19 protein-coding genes are annotated in these 19,293 nt (G+C 65.2%); 11 read left to right on the plus strand and 8 right to left on the minus strand.

Translation table 11 applies throughout. The features are described from left to right. Window positions 1-15 precede the first annotated feature (15 nt). From OCU_RS29020 to OCU_RS29035, 4 genes are all read right to left on the minus strand, one after another. Window positions 16-459 carry a hypothetical protein gene (locus tag OCU_RS29020; protein WP_172417488.1) on the minus strand — a complete coding sequence of 148 codons (444 nt, stop codon included), beginning with the start codon at window positions 457-459 and terminating at the stop codon, window positions 16-18. A gap of 100 nt (window positions 460-559) precedes the next feature. Continuing rightward, window positions 560-1,924, minus strand: coding sequence for a cytochrome P450 (locus tag OCU_RS29025; protein WP_014379197.1), 1,365 nt, complete (start codon window positions 1,922-1,924; stop codon window positions 560-562). Window positions 1,925-1,970: 46 nt separating this feature from the next. Beyond that, window positions 1,971-2,168 (minus strand): ferredoxin, encoded by a 198-nt coding sequence (locus OCU_RS29030; RefSeq protein ID WP_009951811.1) that lies wholly within the window; start codon window positions 2,166-2,168, stop codon window positions 1,971-1,973. Window positions 2,169-2,225: 57 nt separating this feature from the next. Then, the gene (locus tag OCU_RS29035; RefSeq protein WP_009951813.1) at window positions 2,226-2,927 is read right to left on the minus strand and encodes an SDR family NAD(P)-dependent oxidoreductase; all 702 of its coding nucleotides are present in this window, start codon (window positions 2,925-2,927) and stop codon (window positions 2,226-2,228) included. 252 nt (window positions 2,928-3,179) lie between these two features. Here OCU_RS29035 and OCU_RS29040 point away from each other — a divergent pair, with 252 nt between their 5' ends. From OCU_RS29040 to OCU_RS29085, 10 genes are all read left to right on the plus strand, one after another. Continuing rightward, the gene (locus tag OCU_RS29040) at window positions 3,180-4,757 is read left to right on the plus strand and encodes an aldehyde dehydrogenase family protein (protein WP_085978332.1); all 1,578 of its coding nucleotides are present in this window, start codon (window positions 3,180-3,182) and stop codon (window positions 4,755-4,757) included. Further along, complete coding sequence (locus tag OCU_RS29045) at window positions 4,754-5,959, plus strand: CaiB/BaiF CoA transferase family protein (protein ID WP_009951816.1); 1,206 nt, start codon at window positions 4,754-4,756, stop codon at window positions 5,957-5,959. Before OCU_RS29040 ends, OCU_RS29045 begins: the two co-directional genes overlap by 4 nt. 372 nt (window positions 5,960-6,331) lie before the next feature. Continuing rightward, window positions 6,332-7,138, plus strand: coding sequence for an MlaE family ABC transporter permease (locus OCU_RS29050; protein ID WP_014381835.1), 807 nt, complete (start codon window positions 6,332-6,334; stop codon window positions 7,136-7,138). 40 nt (window positions 7,139-7,178) lie between these two features. Next, window positions 7,179-8,024 carry an MlaE family ABC transporter permease gene (locus OCU_RS29055; RefSeq protein ID WP_026071391.1) on the plus strand — a complete coding sequence of 282 codons (846 nt, stop codon included), beginning with the start codon at window positions 7,179-7,181 and terminating at the stop codon, window positions 8,022-8,024. Between the two features lie 129 nt (window positions 8,025-8,153). Continuing rightward, entirely contained in the window at window positions 8,154-9,317 is a 1,164-nt protein-coding gene (locus OCU_RS29060; protein WP_306454223.1) for an MCE family protein, read from the plus strand. Continuing rightward, on the plus strand, window positions 9,314-10,336 hold the full coding sequence (locus OCU_RS29065) for an MCE family protein (protein WP_014379201.1): 1,023 nt from the start codon (window positions 9,314-9,316) through the stop codon (window positions 10,334-10,336). The genes OCU_RS29060 and OCU_RS29065 overlap by 4 nt, the downstream gene beginning before the upstream one ends. Continuing rightward, complete coding sequence (locus tag OCU_RS29070; RefSeq protein ID WP_009951821.1) at window positions 10,336-11,454, plus strand: MCE family protein; 1,119 nt, start codon at window positions 10,336-10,338, stop codon at window positions 11,452-11,454. Before OCU_RS29065 ends, OCU_RS29070 begins: the two co-directional genes overlap by 1 nt. Next, window positions 11,451-12,878, plus strand: a complete 1,428-nt coding sequence (locus OCU_RS29075; protein ID WP_009951822.1) for an MCE family protein — start codon at window positions 11,451-11,453, stop codon at window positions 12,876-12,878. The genes OCU_RS29070 and OCU_RS29075 overlap by 4 nt, the downstream gene beginning before the upstream one ends. Continuing rightward, the gene (locus OCU_RS29080; RefSeq protein WP_014379203.1) at window positions 12,875-14,161 is read left to right on the plus strand and encodes an MCE family protein; all 1,287 of its coding nucleotides are present in this window, start codon (window positions 12,875-12,877) and stop codon (window positions 14,159-14,161) included. The genes OCU_RS29075 and OCU_RS29080 overlap by 4 nt, the downstream gene beginning before the upstream one ends. Continuing rightward, window positions 14,162-15,901 carry an MCE family protein gene (locus OCU_RS29085; protein WP_014379204.1) on the plus strand — a complete coding sequence of 580 codons (1,740 nt, stop codon included), beginning with the start codon at window positions 14,162-14,164 and terminating at the stop codon, window positions 15,899-15,901. Window positions 15,902-15,946: 45 nt separating this feature from the next. On the opposite strand, the gene OCU_RS29090 is transcribed toward OCU_RS29085, so the two are convergent. The 3 genes from OCU_RS29090 to OCU_RS29100 form a co-directional block, all read right to left on the minus strand. After that, the gene (locus tag OCU_RS29090) at window positions 15,947-16,468 is read right to left on the minus strand and encodes an Rv2253/PknI dimerization domain-containing protein (protein ID WP_014379205.1); all 522 of its coding nucleotides are present in this window, start codon (window positions 16,466-16,468) and stop codon (window positions 15,947-15,949) included. 131 nt (window positions 16,469-16,599) lie between these two features. Continuing rightward, on the minus strand, window positions 16,600-17,217 hold the full coding sequence (locus OCU_RS29095; protein WP_009951827.1) for a hypothetical protein: 618 nt from the start codon (window positions 17,215-17,217) through the stop codon (window positions 16,600-16,602). Then, window positions 17,214-18,008 carry a hypothetical protein gene (locus OCU_RS29100; RefSeq protein ID WP_009951828.1) on the minus strand — a complete coding sequence of 265 codons (795 nt, stop codon included), beginning with the start codon at window positions 18,006-18,008 and terminating at the stop codon, window positions 17,214-17,216. Before OCU_RS29100 ends, OCU_RS29095 begins: the two co-directional genes overlap by 4 nt. Before the next feature lie 212 nt (window positions 18,009-18,220). Between OCU_RS29100 and OCU_RS29105 the strand changes: the two genes are divergently transcribed. After that, window positions 18,221-18,610 carry a hypothetical protein gene (locus OCU_RS29105; RefSeq protein WP_014379207.1) on the plus strand — a complete coding sequence of 130 codons (390 nt, stop codon included), beginning with the start codon at window positions 18,221-18,223 and terminating at the stop codon, window positions 18,608-18,610. Window positions 18,611-18,615: 5 nt separating this feature from the next. Here OCU_RS29105 and OCU_RS29110 read toward each other — a convergent pair whose 3' ends face one another. Further along, a complete protein-coding gene (locus tag OCU_RS29110; protein WP_009951830.1) occupies window positions 18,616-19,218 on the minus strand; it encodes a TetR/AcrR family transcriptional regulator in 603 nt (200 codons plus the stop codon). Between the last annotated feature and the right edge of the window lie 75 nt (window positions 19,219-19,293).

Here is a 19,293-nt window from a genome sequence, read left to right on the forward strand (position 1 = left end):
GTACCTCTCACGCGGCTAGAATCGCACGAGCGTGAACGGCCAACTGTTGGTGCCCCCCGGTCCGCCACCGCAACCGGTGTCGAACGTCGAGTCGACCTGACCCGCCAGCGTCACCGCATCCCACGAGTAAACATCATGCGAGGGAAAGAACTGGACCACGCAGCGCACACCATCGGGCACGTCGACGGCCATGGTGTAGCGGCCGTTGGACAGGCGGGCCTCTCCCCGGTAGACCGTCGCCTGCCCGTTGGGCTGCGGAGTCGCGTAGATCTGCAGGCATCCCGGCTGATTAGGGAAGCACGGGTTGATCGACCAAACCCAGAAATGGCCGGGATCCCGGTCCGAGTTCACACTGTAGTTGGAATACAGCATGTCCGCGTGGGCGGTCGGCGCGATGGTCAGCGCGGCCATGGCAACCGCAAGGCTCACTGCGAATCGCTTCACCGTTGCGTCTCCCATCTCTGCACACGCGCTTGCGCCCAAATATAGGGGGCGGTCACGCTGAACAGGCCTACTCGGAAAAATTGCGGCCGTCAACGATTGGTCCGTCCAGGCCTACCTAGTCGATGACCGCGGCTTCCTTGCGTTCGGTGATCGGCCGGGCGAGCTCTTGTTCGTCGCAAATGCGTTGGAGCTTTTCGAGCGTCTCGTCCAGGCCGGCTCCGATCCTGCGGCCGGGCGTGAAGGTCGCCGGCAGCTTACGCATGCCCTGGATGACACCGATAGTCTCGTAATGGACGGTCCCCTCGGGATCGCACTTGTAGTCGGGCATCCGGTCGAGAACCGCGGTCAGCATGGATTTGAACACCGTGCGTGCCACATTCGACCCGATGCATCGGTGGACCCCGAGCCCAAAGCTGAAGTGCCGGTTACCCTTACGGTCGAGGATGATCTCGTCCGGGTCGTGGAACACCGCGGGGTCTCGGTTGGCCATCGCCCACGAAATCCACAGCCGCTCGCCCTCTTTGAACCGGGTGCCGTCGAGTTCGGTGTCTTCGGCGAAGGTCCTGCCGTCCCCGGGTGCCGGGGTGAAGTAGCGCAGGAACTCTTCGGTCGCCGGGTCGAGCAGGGTCTTGCGCTCGTCGCTGAGCAGCTGCCGTTGCTCCGGGTGCTCCGAAAGCCACTCCAGCGAGTGCGCGGTGAGTGCGGTCGTGGTGTCGAAGCCACCGCCGATGACCAACCCGAGGTTGCCGAGGATCTCCAGTTCCGGGGCGGGCTCGCCGTCGATGCGCATCTGGAGCAGACCGTTCACGATTCCTGGCCGCGGATTGGCGCGGATCTCGATCATGTTGTTGACCATGTCGAGTCCCATTTCCCGGTGCATCGCGGTGACCCGCTCGATGTCGGGGGAGTGCTCGGGTGTGTAGACCGCGGCATGCACCGGCTCGCTGTACATGTTCCACTTCTTCAGCGGGATGCCGAGCATGGCCAGGGTGAAGACGGCGGGCACGATGTTGGCGAGGTCGTCGACGAAGTCGATGCTGCCGCCCTCGATCTTCTCGTCGAGGCAGGCGCGCGTCACGTCGTCGATGAACGGCTCCCAGCGCTTGATCGCGGCCGGGGACAGATAAGGGTTGAGCACGGTCCGGTAGGTGCGGTGCTCGGGGTCGTCCATCTCCAGGATGCCGCCGCGGACGGCGCTGACGCGGCTGGCCGTGGGGATCGAAATGCCTTTATAGCCACGGCGTTCGCCGTGGATGTCGTGGTCGTTGGAGACCGCCGGGCAGCGCGCCAGCTCGAAGACCTCGTGGCTGCCGGCCGCCACCCAGTGGCCGCCGTAGGTATCCGTCCAGGCCATGGGGCACTTGGCGTGCATCTCTTCGGTGATGGCCTTGAACTGCGACCGATACTCGGAAGAATGCCGATCGAAGTGGTATCGGTTCTTCTTCCGGTCACCGTCATTGACGACGTCGTCGACACTCAACGCTCTGTCTCCCTCAGTGTTTCGCTTCTACGACTTCGGTGCCGGTTCAGTCTTCGGTGATCATGATGGCCTGCTCCGGACAGGACTGCGCCGCCTCACGAACCTGGTCCTCCCGATCGGCGGGCACCACTTCGTCGATCGCCGACGAGCTGCCGTCGATGTCGCTGAGCTGAAACGAATCCGGAGCGATCATCGCGCACAGGGTATGGCCCTGGCATCGCTGCGAATCCACCCAAACCTTCACGGCTGTCTCCTCTCACCTGATGCTGGTTGCCGGGCACCGTCGACGAATCGCCACCGCTCAGGTGTTGCGACCGCCGTTGACGCCCAAGATCTGACCGGTGATGTAGCCGGCTTCCTCGGACACCAGAAACGCGCACGCCGCGGCGATGTCCTCGGGTGTGCCGATGCGACGGACCGGGGTGCGGGCGATGGTCTCTTCGATGTCGCCGAGGAAGCCGTTCTTCTCGGCGGCGCGCAGCATCGGGGTGTCGATGAAGCCGGGCGGCACGGCGTTGACCGTGATGCCCTTGGGCCCGTATTCGAGTGCCAGCGATTTCGTGAGGCCGTTGACCGCCGACTTGGCCGCCACGTAGTGACTCATGTAGGGCGCGCCGGAATGTGTGCTCGACGAAGAGATATTGACGATGCGTCCCCAGCCGGCCTCGACCATGTCGGGCAGCACCGCCTGGACGGTGTGGAAGACGCCGTTGAGGTTGACGTCGATCACCCGCCGCCAGTCCTCGAAGGTGATGTTGTGGAACTTCTTGAAGCCGTCCAGCCCGGCGGCGTTGACCAGCACCGTCACCGGGCCGAGTTGGGCGCGGATCGCCGAGAGCGCGGCGTCCACTTGCGACCGGTCGGTCACGTCGGCGGTGAAGGTGAATTCGGCGTCCGACGGCCGCAGGTCGATGGTGGCGACGTTCAAGCCGTCGGCGCGTAGGCGCTGCACGACGGCAAGGCCGATGCCGGATCCGCCACCGGTGACCACCGCAGTCTTCATCTTGAGGCCTCTACTCCGACGGGGGCCATTTCAGCCACAAAGAATCTCCCTTACAATTATGAGAACCCTACTCTCCACGCGGAGTGGCGTGCAACACGCCCGCGAAACCGCGTTCGGCCTGCGTCGAGAGGGCCTCGGGGGCAACTTCTGGCCGTTTGCGCCGCTGGTCAGCACCTCGATCTCATTCCTGAGACTTTCTTGAATTATCGAAACTCGAATGTAAGATTCGCCGGGGAAGAGAATGAAATTATCGTGATCGTCACCACACCAGGGGGTACCGGCATGCCTGCCCAGGACACGGCAGAACCCGCCGTTGGGTCCACAGCGACCATCGCGGAAGCCGCGCCTGAGCCGGGCCCGGGGTCAGGCGCAGACCGCCGCCTGTTGATCGACGGCCGCCTCGTCGCCGCCGGCAAGACGTTCGCTTCGATCAATCCCGCGACGGGCGCTGTCATCGGGCACGCGCCGGACGCCGGCGCCGAGGAGGCCGAAGCGGCGATCGCGGCGGCGCGTCGCGCGTTCGACAGCACCGACTGGCCCACCGATGTCGAGTTGCGCATTCGCTGCCTCGACCAGCTGCACCGGGCGCTCGTCGAGCACGCCGACGAGTTGCGTGAGCTCACCATCGCCGAGGTCGGCGCCACCCGCGCGCTGACCCAGGGCGCGCAGCTCGACGAGCCGATCGGCATCGTGCGCTTCTACGCGGACCTGCTGCGCACCTATCAGTTCTCCGAGGACCTCGGGGAACGGGAATCGCGGGGCATGCTGCACCACCGCTGGGTGGAAAAGGAAGCCGCCGGGGTGGTCGGCGCCATCATCGCCTACAACTATCCGAACCAGCTCGCGCTCGCCAAGCTGGCGCCGGCGCTTGCCGCGGGATGCACGGTCGTGCTCAAGGGCGCCCCGGACACGCCGCTGGTCACCTTGGCGCTCGGCGAGCTGATCGCCAACCACACCGACATTCCCGCCGGCGTGGTCAACGTGCTCAGTTCGTCGGATCCCGTGTCCGGGGTCGCGCTGACCACCAGCCCGGACGTCGACGTCATCACCTTCACCGGATCGACCGAGGTCGGGCGCAAGATCATGGCCGCCGCCAGCCAGACCGTCAAGCGCGTCTTTTTGGAGCTGGGCGGCAAGTCGGCGGCGATCATGCTCGACGACGCCGACTTCGCCAACGCGGCGCTGTTCGCAGCCTTCAGCATGGTGACCCACGCCGGCCAGGGGTGCGCGCTCACGTCGCGGCTCCTGGTGCCCCGATCGCACCACGACGAAATCGTCGACCTCATCTCGCAGAACTTCGCCAAGGTGAGCCACGGCGACCCGGCCGACCCCAAGACCTACATGGGCCCGCTGATCAACGAACGGCAGCGGGACAAGGTCGACGGCATGGTCCAGCGCGCCGTCGCCGCCGGGGCAACCCTGGTCACGGGCGGCAAGCGGCTCGATCCCGGCTATTTCTATGCGCCGACGCTGCTCACCAACGTCGATCCCGATAGCGAGATCGCCCAGGACGAGGTCTTCGGGCCGGTGCTCGCGGTGATCGCGTTCGACGATGACGACGATGCGGTGCGCATCGCCAACAACTCGATCTACGGCCTGGCGGGCGCGGTGTTCAGCCGCGACCAGGACCGGGCGCTGGCCGTGGCGCGCCGGATCCGGGCCGGATCGTTTTCGATCAACGGCGGCAACTATTTCGGCGCCGACAGCCCGTTCGGGGGCTTCAAGCAGTCGGGCGTCGGCCGCGAGATGGGGGTGGCCGGGTTGGAGGAGTTCCTCGAGCGCAAGACGTTCGCCGTTCCCGCGGTGCCGACCAAGGGGGCGGGCGCGTGAGGCCGCTGGAGGGCATCCGGGTGCTGGAAGTCGCCATGTACGGGTTCGTCCCGTCGGCGGGCGCGGTGCTCGCCGAATGGGGCGCCGACGTGGTCAAGGTCGAGCACGCGGTGACCGGCGACCCGCAGCGCGGGCTGCGCCAGACCGGGATGTTGCGCGTCGAAGGCGATCCCAACCCCAACATCGAGCACGCCAACCGCGGCAAGCGCAGCATCGGGCTGGACATGTCGGTGCCCGAGGGCAAGGAAGTGCTCTACGAGCTGGCCCGTCGCTCCGACGTGTTCCTGACCAGCTTCCTTCCCGCTCATCGGAACAAGTTCGGCATCGACGTCGACGACATTCGTACGGTCAACCCGAACATCATCTACGCCCGCGGCAGCGCACTCGGCCCGCGCGGCGGCGAGGCGGAGAAGGGTGGCTACGACATGACCGCCTTCTGGTGCCGGGCGGGAACCGCGGCGACCATTACTCCCGCCGGGATGCCGGGCATGATCGCCCCGCCCGGGCCCGCCTACGGCGACACCATCTCGGGGACCAACCTCGCCGGCGGCATCGCGGCCGCGCTGCTCAAACGTGAGCGCACCGGGGAACCGTCCGTCGTCGACGTGTCACTGCTGGGCAGTGGGCTGTGGTCGATGGGGCACACCGTCGCGCTGACCAAGCATCTGGGGCAGCGGCTCGAAGCGCCCCCGCCCGGCGTGCACGGCGCGCCCAACAATCCGTTGGTGGGGCTGTACACGACGTCCGACGGCCGCTACATCTCCTTTGTGATGATGCAGCCCACCAAGTTCTGGGCTGACGTGTGCCGCCACGTCGACCTGCCGGAGCTGGCCGACGATCCGCGCTTCGCCACGGTGGAGGAGATTGCCGCCAACACGGCGGAAGCGGTGGAGCTTTTGAGCAAGGCCATCGCAACCCGCACCCTGGCCGAGTGGAGCGAACGCTTCGCGACGCTGTCCGGGCCGTGGGCGCCGGTGCAGGACACCCTGCAAGCCGTCGACGACGCGCAGATCCGCTCGAACGAGTACATGGTGCGAGCGGGTGAGCTCGAATTGGTTGCCAACCCGGTACAGTTCGACGTCGCAGCGCCACAGACCGGACCGGCCCCCGGGTTCGCTGAGCAGACCGACGAAATTCTGATGGAACTCGGACTCGATTGGGACCGCATCATCGAGCTCAAGACGGCCGGCGCCGTCACCTAGGACTGGAGTTTGCCTGATGCCGAACATGTTTGTTGCGACCCACCCGTGCCGCGTCGCCGTTCCGACGTTGCGGAGTCCGATAACGGTTATGCCTTTTTCGCTCCGCCGGGACGGCGCATGAGTCATAATCTCCGGACGCTTCAAGACGTGGGGCCACCCGTTTTGCAGCGCCGACTCCCGCAGCAGAACGGAGGACTGGCGTGACCGAGGTCGCGGCTGTCGTACCGGATGTCGACTCCGAAATGCGGCCGCCCGCTGCGCTTTTCGCCATCGGCGGCACGGCTTCGCGGGCGCCGGTTCTGCCGAATCTACCGCAGGCCTTGCGCCGGAACAAGACTGGCAGTCTCGTAATGCCGAAAGGGTGTTGTTCCCATGGCGAATAAAGGGGCTGACCGCTGGTCACCCGGGATTATGTTGGGGCGCGGCTCCAAGCCGGCACAGGCGATCGGTGGGTTGTTCGCGATGTCGGCGGACGCGGTCAAGTTCTTGTTCCAGCGCCCGTTCCAGTGGCGTGAGTTTCTCGAGCAGTCGTGGTTCATCGCGCGGGTCGCGATTGCGCCGACATTGTTGGTGGCCATCCCGTTCACCGTTCTGGTCAGCTTCACCCTGAACATCTTGCTGCGGGAACTCGGTGCCGCGGACCTTTCCGGCGCGGGCGCGGCGTTCGGTGCCGTCACTCAGATCGGCCCCATGGTGACCGTGTTGATCGTGGCCGGCGCCGGCTCCACGGCGATGTGCGCGGACTTGGGGTCGCGAACCATCCGAGAAGAGATCGACGCGATGGAGGTGCTCGGCATCAATCCGGTGCAGCGCCTGGTGACTCCGCGCATGCTGGCCGCGGGGCTGGTGGCCCTGTTGCTGAACAGTCTGGTCGTCATCATCGGCATCGTCGGTGGCTACGCCTTCTCGGTGTTCATTCAAGACGTCAACCCAGGCGCGTTCGCTGCGGGCATCACCTTGCTCACCGGCGTGCCGGAAGTGATCATTTCTTGCGTCAAGGCAGCGCTTTTCGGCCTTATTGCCGGATTGGTCGCGTGCTATCGCGGGTTGACGATCACCGGCGGTGGCGCCAAGGCCGTCGGCAACGCCGTCAACGAAACCGTGGTGTATGCGTTCATGTCCCTGATGGTCGTCAACGTGGTTGTCACCGCCATCGGCATCCGATTTTCGGCCAAGTAGCGGCCAAGTAGTGACGAAGGAGGTGTAAGGACAGATCGTGATAGCCCTACGCGCTACCTACCCGCGTCTGACGCGGCAGCTTGAGAAGCCCGTCAGCACGTTGAGCCGGATCGGCGATCACACGCTGTTCTACGCCAGGGCGCTGGCCGGGGTGCCGTTCGCGACGGCCCACTACCGCCGCGAGATCATTCGCCTCATTGCCGAAATCAGCATGGGGGCGGGCACATTGGCGATGATCGGCGGCACGCTGGGAATCGTCGGCTTCATGACACTCGCCGCCGGTGGCGTGCTGGCCGTCCAGGGCTATAGCTCGCTGGGCAATATCGGCATCGAGGCGCTGACCGGATTCCTATCGGCCTTCATCAACGTGCGGATTGCCGCGCCGATCGTCGCAGGCATCGGCTTGGCGGCCACGTTCGGCGCCGGCGTGACCGCGCAGCTGGGCGCCATGCGGATCAACGAAGAAATCGACGCCCTGGAATCCATGGCTATCCGGCCGGTTTCGTATCTGGTCAGCACCCGGATCGTCGCCGGGATGCTCGCGGTGACCCCGCTCTATTCCATCGCCGTCATCTTGTCGTTCGTGGCCAGTCAGTTCATCACGGTGTTTATGTTCGGTCAGTCAAGCGGTTTGTATCAGCACTACTTCACCACGTTCCTCAACCCCATCGACTTGTTGTGGTCATTCCTGCAAGCCGTTTTGATGGCGCTGACCGTCTTGTTGATCCATACCTACTTCGGTTACTTTGCCTCCGGCGGCCCGGCCGGCGTCGGCGTCGCGACCGGCAACGCGGTGCGCACCTCGCTGGTCGTGGTGGTATCCGTGACGCTGCTGGTCTCGCTGTCGATCTACGGCTCCAACGGCAACTTCAACTTGTCCGGGTAGGGGAGGAGACCTGACGTGACGGACCGCCTCGGACCCGGCCCTATCGACCGTTCGGAAACAGCCAGCAGCGCAGCGCCTGTCGCGGCGTCACCCGGTGGCAACTTCGGCGCGCAATCGTATGCGCGCCCCCTGGCCGGTTTGGCGACCGTCGCCGTGGTCGCCGTGATCGTCGCCGTTGCCGTTGGCCTGTTTCGGGGCTCTTTCACCGAAACCGTGCCGGTGACCGTGATTTCGCAACGAGCCGGCCTGGTCATGAACCCGGACGCCAAGGTCAAGATGCGCGGCGTGCAGGTGGGCAAGGTCGCCTCGATCGACCCGCTGCCCAACGGCCAAGCGGCCATCCACTTGGCGATGGACCCGTCCCAGTTGCACTTCATCCCCGGCAACGTGCTCGTCGACATCGCGTCCTCGACGGTGTTCGGCGCCAAGTCCATCCTGCTCGTAGAACCGGCCCAACCCTCGGCGCAGCGGCTACACAGCGGCCAGACGCTGCAGGGCCAGCACGTCATGGTCGAAATCAACACGGTGTTCCAGCAACTGGTGTCGGTCCTGAGCCACATCGATCCGCCCAAGCTCAACGAGTCGCTGGGTGCGCTGGCACAGGCGTTCAGTGGGCGGGGTCCACAGCTTGGCCAATCGCTGAGCGACCTGGATTCCTTTCTCGCCAGGCTGGAGCCGAGCCTGCCCGCTTTCCGGCATGACCTCGCGGTCTTACCGGTGGTGTCCAACGCCTACGCCGACGCGGCGCCCGACCTGATGAAGACCGCCTCGAACGCGACGCGGATCAGCAAGACGATCGTCGACGAGCAACGCAACCTGGATGCGTTGCTGATCAGCGCGATCGGCCTGGCCGACATCGGCAACGACGTCTTGTCGACGAACCGTCAACCGCTGACGGACGTGGTGCATCTGCTGGCGCCGACCACGGATCTGACCAATGAGTACGCCCCGGCGCTCAACTGTGCGTTCGCCGGGCTCGTACAGATAACGCACGGGGCGCCGTTGTCGGAACCGAGCATCAACATCTCGGCGAGCCTCACGTGGGGCGCAGAACGTTATCGGTATCCGACGAACCTGCCCAAGGTCGCGGCGACGGGCGGCCCGCAATGTGTGGGCCTGCCGAAGCTGCCGTTCAATACCGCCCCGCCGCAGTTGATTGCCGACATCGGCGCCAACCCGGTGAACTACGGAAACCCGCAGCTGTTGCTCAACTTCGACGGGCTGAAGCAGCTGTTGTACGGGCCGATCGCCGGCCCGCCGCGCAACCCCGCCCAGATCGGACAACAGGGATGAGAACGCGCGCAACGCTCATCAAGTTCGCGACCTTTGCGGTCGTGATGGCGGTGCTGACCGCCTTCCTGTTCTTCATCTTCGGCCAGTACCGGACGGGCGCGACGACCGGGTATTCGGCGGTGTTCAACGACGTGTCGCGGCTGAAACCGGGCGAGTCGGTGCGCGTCGCCGGGATTCGCGTCGGCACGGTCGACAGCGTTTCGTTGCGGCCCGACAAAAAAGTCGTGGTGAAGTTCGATGCCGACCGCAACGTCGTCCTCACCGAGGGCAGCAGGGCGGCGGTCCGCTACCTGAACCTGGTGGGCGACCGCTACCTCGAACTGCTCGATGGTCCGGGCTCGCCCAAACGGCTGCCCGCCGGCGGTCAGATTCCCGTCAGCCGCACCGCGCCCGCGCTTGACCTCGACCTCCTCCTCGGCGGACTGAAACCCGTTACGCAGGGGCTGAATCCGCACGATGTCAACGCGTTGACCGCAGGGCTGCTGCAGGTCTTCCAGGGTCAGGGCGGGACGATCGAGTCGCTATTCACCAAGACGACGTCGTTTTCGAACGCCTTGGCCGACAACGATCAAACCGTGCAGCAGCTGATCGACAACCTCAACACGGTGATCGGCACGATCGCCAAGGACGGCAAACAGTTCTCCGGCGCAATCGATCGCCTCGAGCAGCTTGTCAGCGGGCTGTCGAATGACCGCGACACGATCGGGTCCGCGATTGACGCCCTGGACAAGGGAACCGCCTCGCTGGCGGATCTGCTTGCCGAGGCTCGCCCGCCGCTGTCGGGGACCATCGCTCAGCTGAATCGACTGGCACCCATTCTCGACAACGACAAGGACCGCATCGACACCGCAATTCAGAAGGCGCCCAGGAACTACCGCAAGCTGGTTCGACTCGGCGTGAACGGCGCCACCATCCCGTACTACATCTGCCAGTTCGGGCTCCGCGGTACGGATCTCAACGGCAAGACCGTGCGCGCCAATATCTTCAGGTCAGATGCAGGAAGGTGCACGGAACCCTAATGCTCAAGTATCGCGGAGCCGGGCTGGTCAAAGCCGGACTCATCGGCACCGTCCTGGCGGTGATGGTCATCCTGGTGGGGCTGTCGCCCGACCGATTCGTCGCATGGGCGACGATGGTCAGGTACCAGGCGCTGTTCACCGAAGCCGGGGGCCTTGCGGCGGGCAACCCCGTCATCGTGTCGGGGATGAAGGTCGGCACGGTGTCGGATGTGAAGCTGCGCCATGGCGATGCGCTGGTGACGTTCGCGATGAAGGGCAACGTCCTGCTCGGCTCGGAGACCTCCGCGCACATCCGCACGGGCACGCTGCTGGGCGAGCGGATGCTCGCTGTGGAGTCCGCCGGCAGCGGCACGATGCACCCGATGGCCCTCATCCCCGTCTCGCGCACGTCCTCGCCGTATTCGTTGACCGAAGCGGTCAGCGACCTGACCACCGACACCGCGGGAACCAATACCGCGGCGCTGAATCAGTCGCTGGACACGCTGGCGGCGACGCTGGATCAGATTGCGCCCCAAATGGGCCCGGCCTTCGACGCGCTCACTCGGTTATCGCGCACCCTCAACAGTCGCAACAAGAACCTGGGAGACCTTTTCAAGAGCGCCGGCGACGTCACGGGGGTTCTTTCCGAACGCAGCCAGCAGGTCAACAAGCTCATCCTCAACTCCGACTCCCTGCTCCAAGTCCTGGTGGCGCGGCGTCAAGAGATCGTCGACCTGCTGGCCAACACGTCGGCGGTGGCCAAGCAGCTGACGGCATTGGTGCACGACAACGAAAGCACGTTGGCGCCGACGCTGGAGAGACTGAATTCGGTGACCGCGATGCTGGAAAAGAACCGCGACAACATCGCCAAGTCGCTGGCGGGCCTCAAGAAATTTCAGATCACGGTCGGTGAGGCCATCGCCGGTATGTACGCCTACCAGGCGTTCGCCCCGAACTTCCTTATCCCGCAACTCTTCCAGGAGTTGTTCGACTACCTCTGGGGATTCCGCACCTTCGATACGTCGAAGGGTCCCGGCTTCCCATCGCCGGTGCCTCGGGCGCTGACCCCCTGGCCCTACAACTCCATTCCAATGTGCCCTGGCTGCACGTTGGGCGGACGGGTCGGAGGGTCACAGTGACCTCCTGGACCTCTCGGATCCCGCGCAAGCGGCTCGCGGCCGTGACGGCGGTTGCCTTGGTCGGGCTCCTGCTTGCCGGAGCGGCCGTGGTCGTCCGCAATACGTTCTTCGGGCAGAAGACGATCACGGCCTATTTCACCACCGCCACCGCGATCTATCCCCACGACGAGGTGCGGGTTTCGGGTGTCAAAGTCGGCACCATCAAATCCATTCAGCCGCAGGGCACCCAGGCCAAGATGATCCTCAAGGTCGACCATGACGTGCCGATTCCGGCGGACGCGAAGGCGGTGATCGTCGCCTCGAACCTGGTGTCCGCCCGTTACGTTCAGCTCGCCCCGGCCTATCGAGACAGCGGGCCGGTCATGCGGGACGGCGCGGTCATACCGGTCGAACGGACCGCGGTGCCGGTCGAGTGGGACGAGGTCAAAACCCAGTTGATGCGGCTGGCAACGGATTTGGGACCCAAAAGCGGGGTATCGGGCACATCCGTCGGCCGGTTCATCGACAGCGCCGCCAACGCCCTCGACGGCAACGGCGACAAGCTGCGGCAAACGCTCGGTCAGCTCTCGGGCGTCGGCCGGATCCTCGCCAACGGCAGCGGCAACATCGTCGACATCATCAAAAACCTGCAGACGTTCATCGGCGCGCTACGCGACAGCAACGTGCAGATCGAGCAGTTCAACGGTCGCCTGGCCACGCTCACCAGCGTCGTCAACGACAGCAAATCCGACCTGGACGCGGCGCTGACCGATCTGTCGACGGCGGTCGGCGAGGTACAGCGATTCATCGCCGGCACGCGCAACCAGACCAGCGAACAGATCGCCCGATTGGCCGACGTCACGCAGAACCTGGTCGATCACCACCTGGACCTGGAGAACATCCTGCACGCAGCGCCGAACGCGTTCGGCAACTTCTTCAACGACTACAACGCCGACACCGGAACCATCGTCGGAGGATTCGGGCTCATGAACATGTCGAATCCCACATGGGGCGGTCAGGTTCTGTTATCCGTACCGGGCTGCACGCAAATCGGCGCCATCGGGAACATCACCTCGGTCGAAACGGGCAAGCTCTGCTCCCTGTTCATTGGTCCTGGATTGCGGCAGACCAGCTGGAATAACTCGCCCCTTCCGCTAAACCCGTTCATATCCAAGTCGATTGACCCGGCCAGGGTTCTCTACACCGAACCGCGCCTGGCACCCGGCGGGGAGGGCCCGAAGCCCACGGCACCCGAGATCCCGCCCGCGGTGTCGGCCTACACCGGTCTGCCGGGTGACCCGGTGGGACCGCCGGGGGCGGTGCCACCGGCGCGGATACCGGGCGCGGCGATGCCGCTGCCGCCCCCACCGTCGACACCGGCGCCACCACCGCCGGCGCCGAGTGCCTCGGAGATGCTGTTGCCGACAGACGGGCCGCAACAATGATCGCCCGGGCAGCGGCACGGCGGGTGTTCACCGTCGGCTGTTGCGTGGTGTTGACGGCGACGGGATGCGCGTTCCACGGCCTGAATTCACTACCCCTGCCGGGCGCGGTCGGACGCGGGCCGGGGGCCAACATCTACCACGTCGAACTCCCCAATGTCGGTACGATGGAGTCGAATTCGCCGGTGATGATCAACGACGTCGTGGTCGGCAGTGTCGGCACGATGAGGGTGCATGGCTGGCACGCCGACGTCGAGATCTCCGTCAAGCGCGACGTGGTGGTCCCGGCCAATGTGGTGGCCACCGTCGGTCAGACCAGCCTGCTGGGCTCGATGCATGTGGAGCTCAATACCCCGCTGGGCCAGCAGGGCAGCGGACGGCTGCAACCGGGCGCCACCATCCCGCTGAGCCGGTCCTCGGCCTACCCGTCGACCGAGCAGACGCTGTCATCGCTGGGTGCGGTCGTCAACGGCGGTGGACTGGGTCAGATCGGGGAGGTCATCCACAATTTCTCGGCCGCCCTGTCCGGGCACGAGGGTGCGGTGCGTGACCTGATCACCCGCCTGGACACGTTCGTGGGAACTCTGGACGACCAGCAGGACAACATCATTGCCTCCATCCAGGCGCTGAATCGGCTGTCGGCCACCTTCGCCGACCAGCGCGACGTTGTCACCGACGCGCTGCGCAAGATACCGCCGGCGCTCGAGGTGTTGATCAAGGAGCGGCCGCGTCTGACGGCGGCGCTGGATCACCTCCGCGTGTTCAGCAACACCGCCAACCGGCTGGTCAACGACGCCCAGGCCGACCTGGTGAGGAACCTCAAAAACTTGGAGCCGACCATCAAAGCGCTCGCCGACGTCGGACCGGATTTCGGCGCGGCCATCGCGGCGTCGTTCGTGTTCCCGTTCACCCAGAACTTCGTCGACCGAGCCGTCCGAGGCGACTTCTTCAACCTGCATTTCGATTTCGACCTGACGATCCCAAGGCTCAAGAAGGGATTGTTCCTGGGAACCCACTGGGGGCAACTCGATATGCCGGTGCCGCCGGTGCCCGGGGATCCGTATCGCATGAATTACACGCTCGATCCCTTGCATAACCCGCTGAGGCCACCGTGGGTCGATCCCGACGCGTTGCCGTTGCCCCCGCCACCGCCGGGTGCGGTGCCGGGACCGGGGAACTATGGACCTCGTCCGGGGCCTGCTCCGGCTGAGGCGCCGATGCCTGACGCGAATCTGGGTCAAACGCCACCGCCGGCGGAGGCACCTTCGACGGGAGCGGGTGGATAGATGCTGACGCGCTTCGTTCGAATTCAGCTGGGGATTTTTTTGGTCGCCGGGATCATCGGCGTGGTCGCGATGGTGCTCTTCTACATTCAGGCGCCGACCCTGCTCGGCATCGGCCGGATGACGGTGACGCTGGAGTTGCCGGCCACCGGCGGGCTGTACCGGTTTTCCAACGTGACCTACCGCGGTGTTCAGCTCGGCAAGGTCACCGCGGTGGGTTTGACGCCGACGGGCGCGAAAGCGACGCTGTCGCTGAGCACTTCACCAAAAGTCCCCGCGGACCTGACCGCCGAGGTGCTCAGTGTCTCCGCGGTGGGTGAGCAGTACGTGGACCTGCGGCCCAAAACCAATTCGCCGCCCTACCTGCACGACGGCTCGGTAATCTCCGTGCGCGACACCACGATTCCGCAGCCGGTCGCCCCGATGCTCGAGCAGGTCAATGCCATGGTTCAAAGCATCCCGAAGGCCAAACTCGGCCAATTGCTCGACGAGTCCTTCGAGGGCTTCAACGGCACCGGTTACGACCTGGGCTCACTGATCGATTCCTCGAAGACCCTGTCGCGCGACGCCAACGGCGTCGTCGATCGCACCCGGGCCCTCACCGAAGACACCGGGCCGCTGCTGGATACCCAGGCGCACACCACCGACTCGATCAGAACGTGGGCGCGCAGCTTCGCCGGCATCTCGGATGTGTTGGTGAACAACGATTCCCACTTCCGGACCATCCTGGAGAAGGGTCCGGACACCGCGAACGAAGCATCCCGGCTTCTCGAACAGATCAAGCCGACGCTGCCGGTGTTGCTCGCCAACCTGACCACCATCGGGCAGATCGGCATCACCTACCACCCCTCGATCGAGCAGCTGCTGGTGCTGCTGCCCTCGGGGGTCGCAATCGAGCAGGCCGCTACGGGTGAAAACCACCCCGACGGTAGGGCTTACGGCGACTTCGCGGCCACGGTCGACGATCCGCCGATCTGCACCGTCGGCTTCATGCCGCCCAACACCTGGCGATCCCCGGACGACCTCAGCGACATCGACACACCGGACGGGTTGTATTGCAAACTCCCGCAGGATTCGCCGATCGCGGTTCGCGGTGCCCGCAACTATCCCTGCATGGGTCACCCGGGCAAGCGCGCGCCCACCGTCGAAATCTGCAACAGCGACAAGCCGTACATGCCGCTGGCGATGCGCCAGCACACCACGGGGCCCTACCCATTGGATCCGAACCTGATTTCCCAGGGCGTCCCGCCCGATGACCGGATTACCGTCAACGACAGGATCTTCGGCCCGGTCGAGGGCACGCCGCTGCCCCCGGGGGCGGTGCCTCGCGGCGACGCGGCGGGGCCGCGGGGAGAAAATCCACCGCCGGGCACGGCGGGGGCAGCTGTGCCCCCCATGCCGTCGTCGGGACCAACGCTGGCGCCGATGACGAGAATGTCGGCTGACATCCCGGCTTTTGCGCCGCTCGATGTCGCTGCCCCGGGCGAGCTTCCGACGCCACCGCCGCCACCACCGGTGCCCGCACTAGCGCCTGCACCGCTGGATCAGGTCGACGGTGGACAGCCCCAGGCCGCGCCAAGCTCGTTCGGCGCCAACACATCTAAGCCCGCGCCCTCGGTCGTGGTGGCGAAGTACGATCCGCACACCGGTCGTTATGTCGGGCCGGACGGAAAGTTGTACCAGCAGTCGGATCTCGTCGCTCAGAAGGCGCCCAAGACGTGGAAGGACATGCTCCCCACCTGAATCCACCCGGAGGCGAAGCGCGGGAACGACGTTATGGCCGCCCGGTCAGGACAGCTGGTCCAGGCGCAACGGCATCGCAACATCAAGCCACTGGTTCTGCCCGCAGGCACCGCTGGGGCCGACCGTCTTGTCCTTGCCCGAGAAGACTCGAGACCCGAGTTGCCATCCGCCGTTGTCGTTTACGGGGTAGAAAAAGTAGGTCTGCACTCCGGTGAACGTGGTGCCGTCTTCACACCGTTCCCAGTTCGGCACTTCGCGTCTCACCTTCCACATCTCCCCATCGTTCATGTACAGGGGGGCGGTCCAGCCCTGGTCGCTCGTCACCTGGCCATGGCATTCCTGGGTTGAGTCGCACGTGGAAGTGATGGTCCATACCTGGTAGACCGTCGGCTCACCCTTGTACTGATCGTTGGTCTGGGCATAATCGCCAATGGACGTGGCCCGGAAAGTTCCGTTGATCGCCACGTCTTCTTTGGTTATTGCCCGGGCCGTGGGGGCAGCGCTCAAACCGCCGAATGCAGTGGCGGCCACCAGCGTTGCGGTGGTGAGTGTTTTGACTGAACGCATCAGGTGCTCCTCGAAGCGCGTAATCCGAGAGTGCCTGTGGCACCTTTCCGCCGTCGGTTGCGGCGTCCTCGAGCGATGACGTTACACCGCTTCGGTCGGCCCGGTAACGGTTAGGACAAGATCCGCTGGGCTCACCCCGCCGGGTCGAATTTCGAGATCAGCCAGGAACCGTCGACTTTTGTCATCGTGACCAGGATGCTGCTCTGCGTCTTCTCGGGATCTTTCTTTTTCACGCTTGCCGTGGTCTGGTCGATGAAAACCAGCACGGTGGCCGAATTGGGATGCAATTCCGAGACCGCGGCCCGAATCACCTTGGCGCTGGCCGTCAGTTGCCCCTTCTGCGCCGTCGGCGCCACCACCTCCTCGGCGAATTTGCTGTAGTAGGTGAGAAAGTCGCCGGTGAGATGGGACTTCGCGTTGTTGAAATCGCGGTTCAAATGCTCGTACGAATACGACAACGCCGCCGTGGCACCATCCGACGCCGCCTGGATTGCCCGGCGCGCCGCCGCGTCGCCGACCTGCTGATCGGGCCGATACAGAAAGAAGTACACGCCGGCAGCGACTCCCACCGCGGCAATGACCAACGTCGTCGCGACCATCGAACGCCACCGTGCCAAATACCGGTGCGCGCGACGCCGAATCGCTGCCAGCCGACCCGAGCGTGCCGGACCCTCGCCGGCAGGTGAAGTCTCCGCGTCGTCAACCGGCTTGGCGGTGCCGTTCGGCGACGAGCCATGTTCCTCGGTCATCGCAAGAAATCAACTTTCGACATCTTGAGTTGGCCGTCGTCGCGGTCCATGTTGACGCTGAGCCGAAACAAGGCCGGTGGCGGTTTGGCGTTATCCGGTCCGGTGGGAATGGTTTTCGCCGCCACCAGCACGACGCCGGAATTGTCGCTCAGCGACTCGACGGCGACGGCTTCGATGGTGACCTTGGTGCCGACCTTCGTTTCCTGGGCCTTGTTGACGATCAGGGGCGACAGCACCGATAGCTGGTTCTTCTGGTCGCCCGTCGAGGCATCGATCGAGCGCTGAACATCCTCCCGGGCATGATCGGGGTCAATCGACATCAGTGCCGTGACCCCTTGCCGGGCGGCCGCACTGAACTCCGCGGCGAGGTGGTGGTTATGCACCGCGATGCGGTGCTGCCACAGCATGTAGCCGCTCGCGGCGAGCGACGTGGAGGCGAGCACGATGCCGACGCCGGCGGCTATCGTTTTCCGCCCTGGGCGCCGGAGCCACCCCGGACGTCGAAGCCGCCCCAACCGCAGCCGTTTCCGGGCCCACTTGGCGGGGCGCTGCTCGGCATCTTCGGTGTCGTCCGCGCCCGCGGTTTCGGTTGCCCCGCGCAGCTTCAGCAGGCGTGCCAGGGCCGCCTCGGCGCGCGCTTCGGCCTTGGCAACTTCGTCTTCTACGTCCGATTCTGAGGGGGCCGCTACGTCGTCGCTGTCGGCCCCTGCGCCCGACTGTGGTGCGTCAGGATCGACTGCGTCCCTCGGGTCATTACGATCGTCGACGTTAGGTCCCTCCGGGTCGTGCACGGAGAAGCAGCTTATCACTGGAACCTGGGCTCAACGCCGTCGCCGGACGGCCGCCTTCGTGGCTCTTACGTGCGGAAATGCGCGCTGGCAGGGGGACGGGGCTTCCATGCGTTCGGGAGGGCCCGGCGCCACCACCGTTAGGTAATGGAGATCTTCTCCAACCAGGAGAATTTTCTTTTCAGGTGTGGCAGAGTAATCGGGTGCGATCAATCGTGCCTCTGGTTGCCGCGTTGCTGGGCGCCGGTGTGGTGGCGGCGCCGCCAGCCTCGGCAGGACCGACCGTCTGCGACTACCCCGCCTGCACCCCGGGCATCATGCCCCATCAGGTTCTCGGCGCGCCGTGTGACAACACCACCTACTACGCCTTCGGTGTCGCCGACGGCTACGTCTCCTTCGCCTCGGAACCCGGACGGTTGATGTTCTGCGGGTCGCCAAGGCGATACCAGCCTCGATGGTTCCGCTCCCCGCCCATGGCTGGGGTCAAGGAAGAAAACGCCGACTGCACGAACTATCTGAACTATGTCGCGCAGGCGCCCGATGGCCTGTTCCTGATCTGTATTGCTCACGACGGCATATCGAGCTGGGTCCGCGCCGACACGTAGCTTCGTCAGTCGCGGGTCTGCCGAGGCAGACCCAGCAGTCGGCGGCTCAGATCGGTAACCCGGTCGAGCAGTGTGTCGTCGTCGATGTCGGCGACCAGCGGATGCATGACCGCGGTGCTCAGCGCGCCGGAGAACATCGCCGCCTCGATCCGGCCGTCGAGGCCCGCATCGCTCAGTAGCACCCGGTACAGGCGGTCCATGAAAAGCTGAAACGGCTTGTGCTCGGCCAGCAGCCGGACGACGACGGGGTCGAATTGCAGCGTGCGCACCAACCGGCGGTCGCGAACGGCCATCTCAATGACGCCCACCAGCAAGGCATCTCGTGCTTGAGGGCCGTCGTCGTAGGCTTCGGCCGCCTCGAGCGCGGGCGCGAGGCGGCCGAGTTCGCGCTCGGTCACGGCGATGACGATCTGCTCTTTGGTGCGGAACTGATGGTAGACAGCAGCTTTCGTGATGCCGACGGCGTCGGCGATCATCTGCAGCGACGTACCGCTGACCCCGTGGGTGGCGATCAGGTCCAAGGCGGCGTCGAGCACGCGCGTCCGGGCCGCGCTGTGCGCGATCAGCCAGAATTGCTCTCCGGCGACCGGCTGGCGTGCTGTTCCCACGCACCGAGACTAGACGACGCTATTGACCGAGGCTAGCCGATCGGCTAGCTTCGCTCACGAGCCGAGCTCGTGCGG

The organism is Mycobacterium intracellulare ATCC 13950 (genome assembly GCF_000277125.1).
Classification (GTDB): Bacteria; Actinomycetota; Actinomycetes; order Mycobacteriales; family Mycobacteriaceae; genus Mycobacterium; species Mycobacterium intracellulare.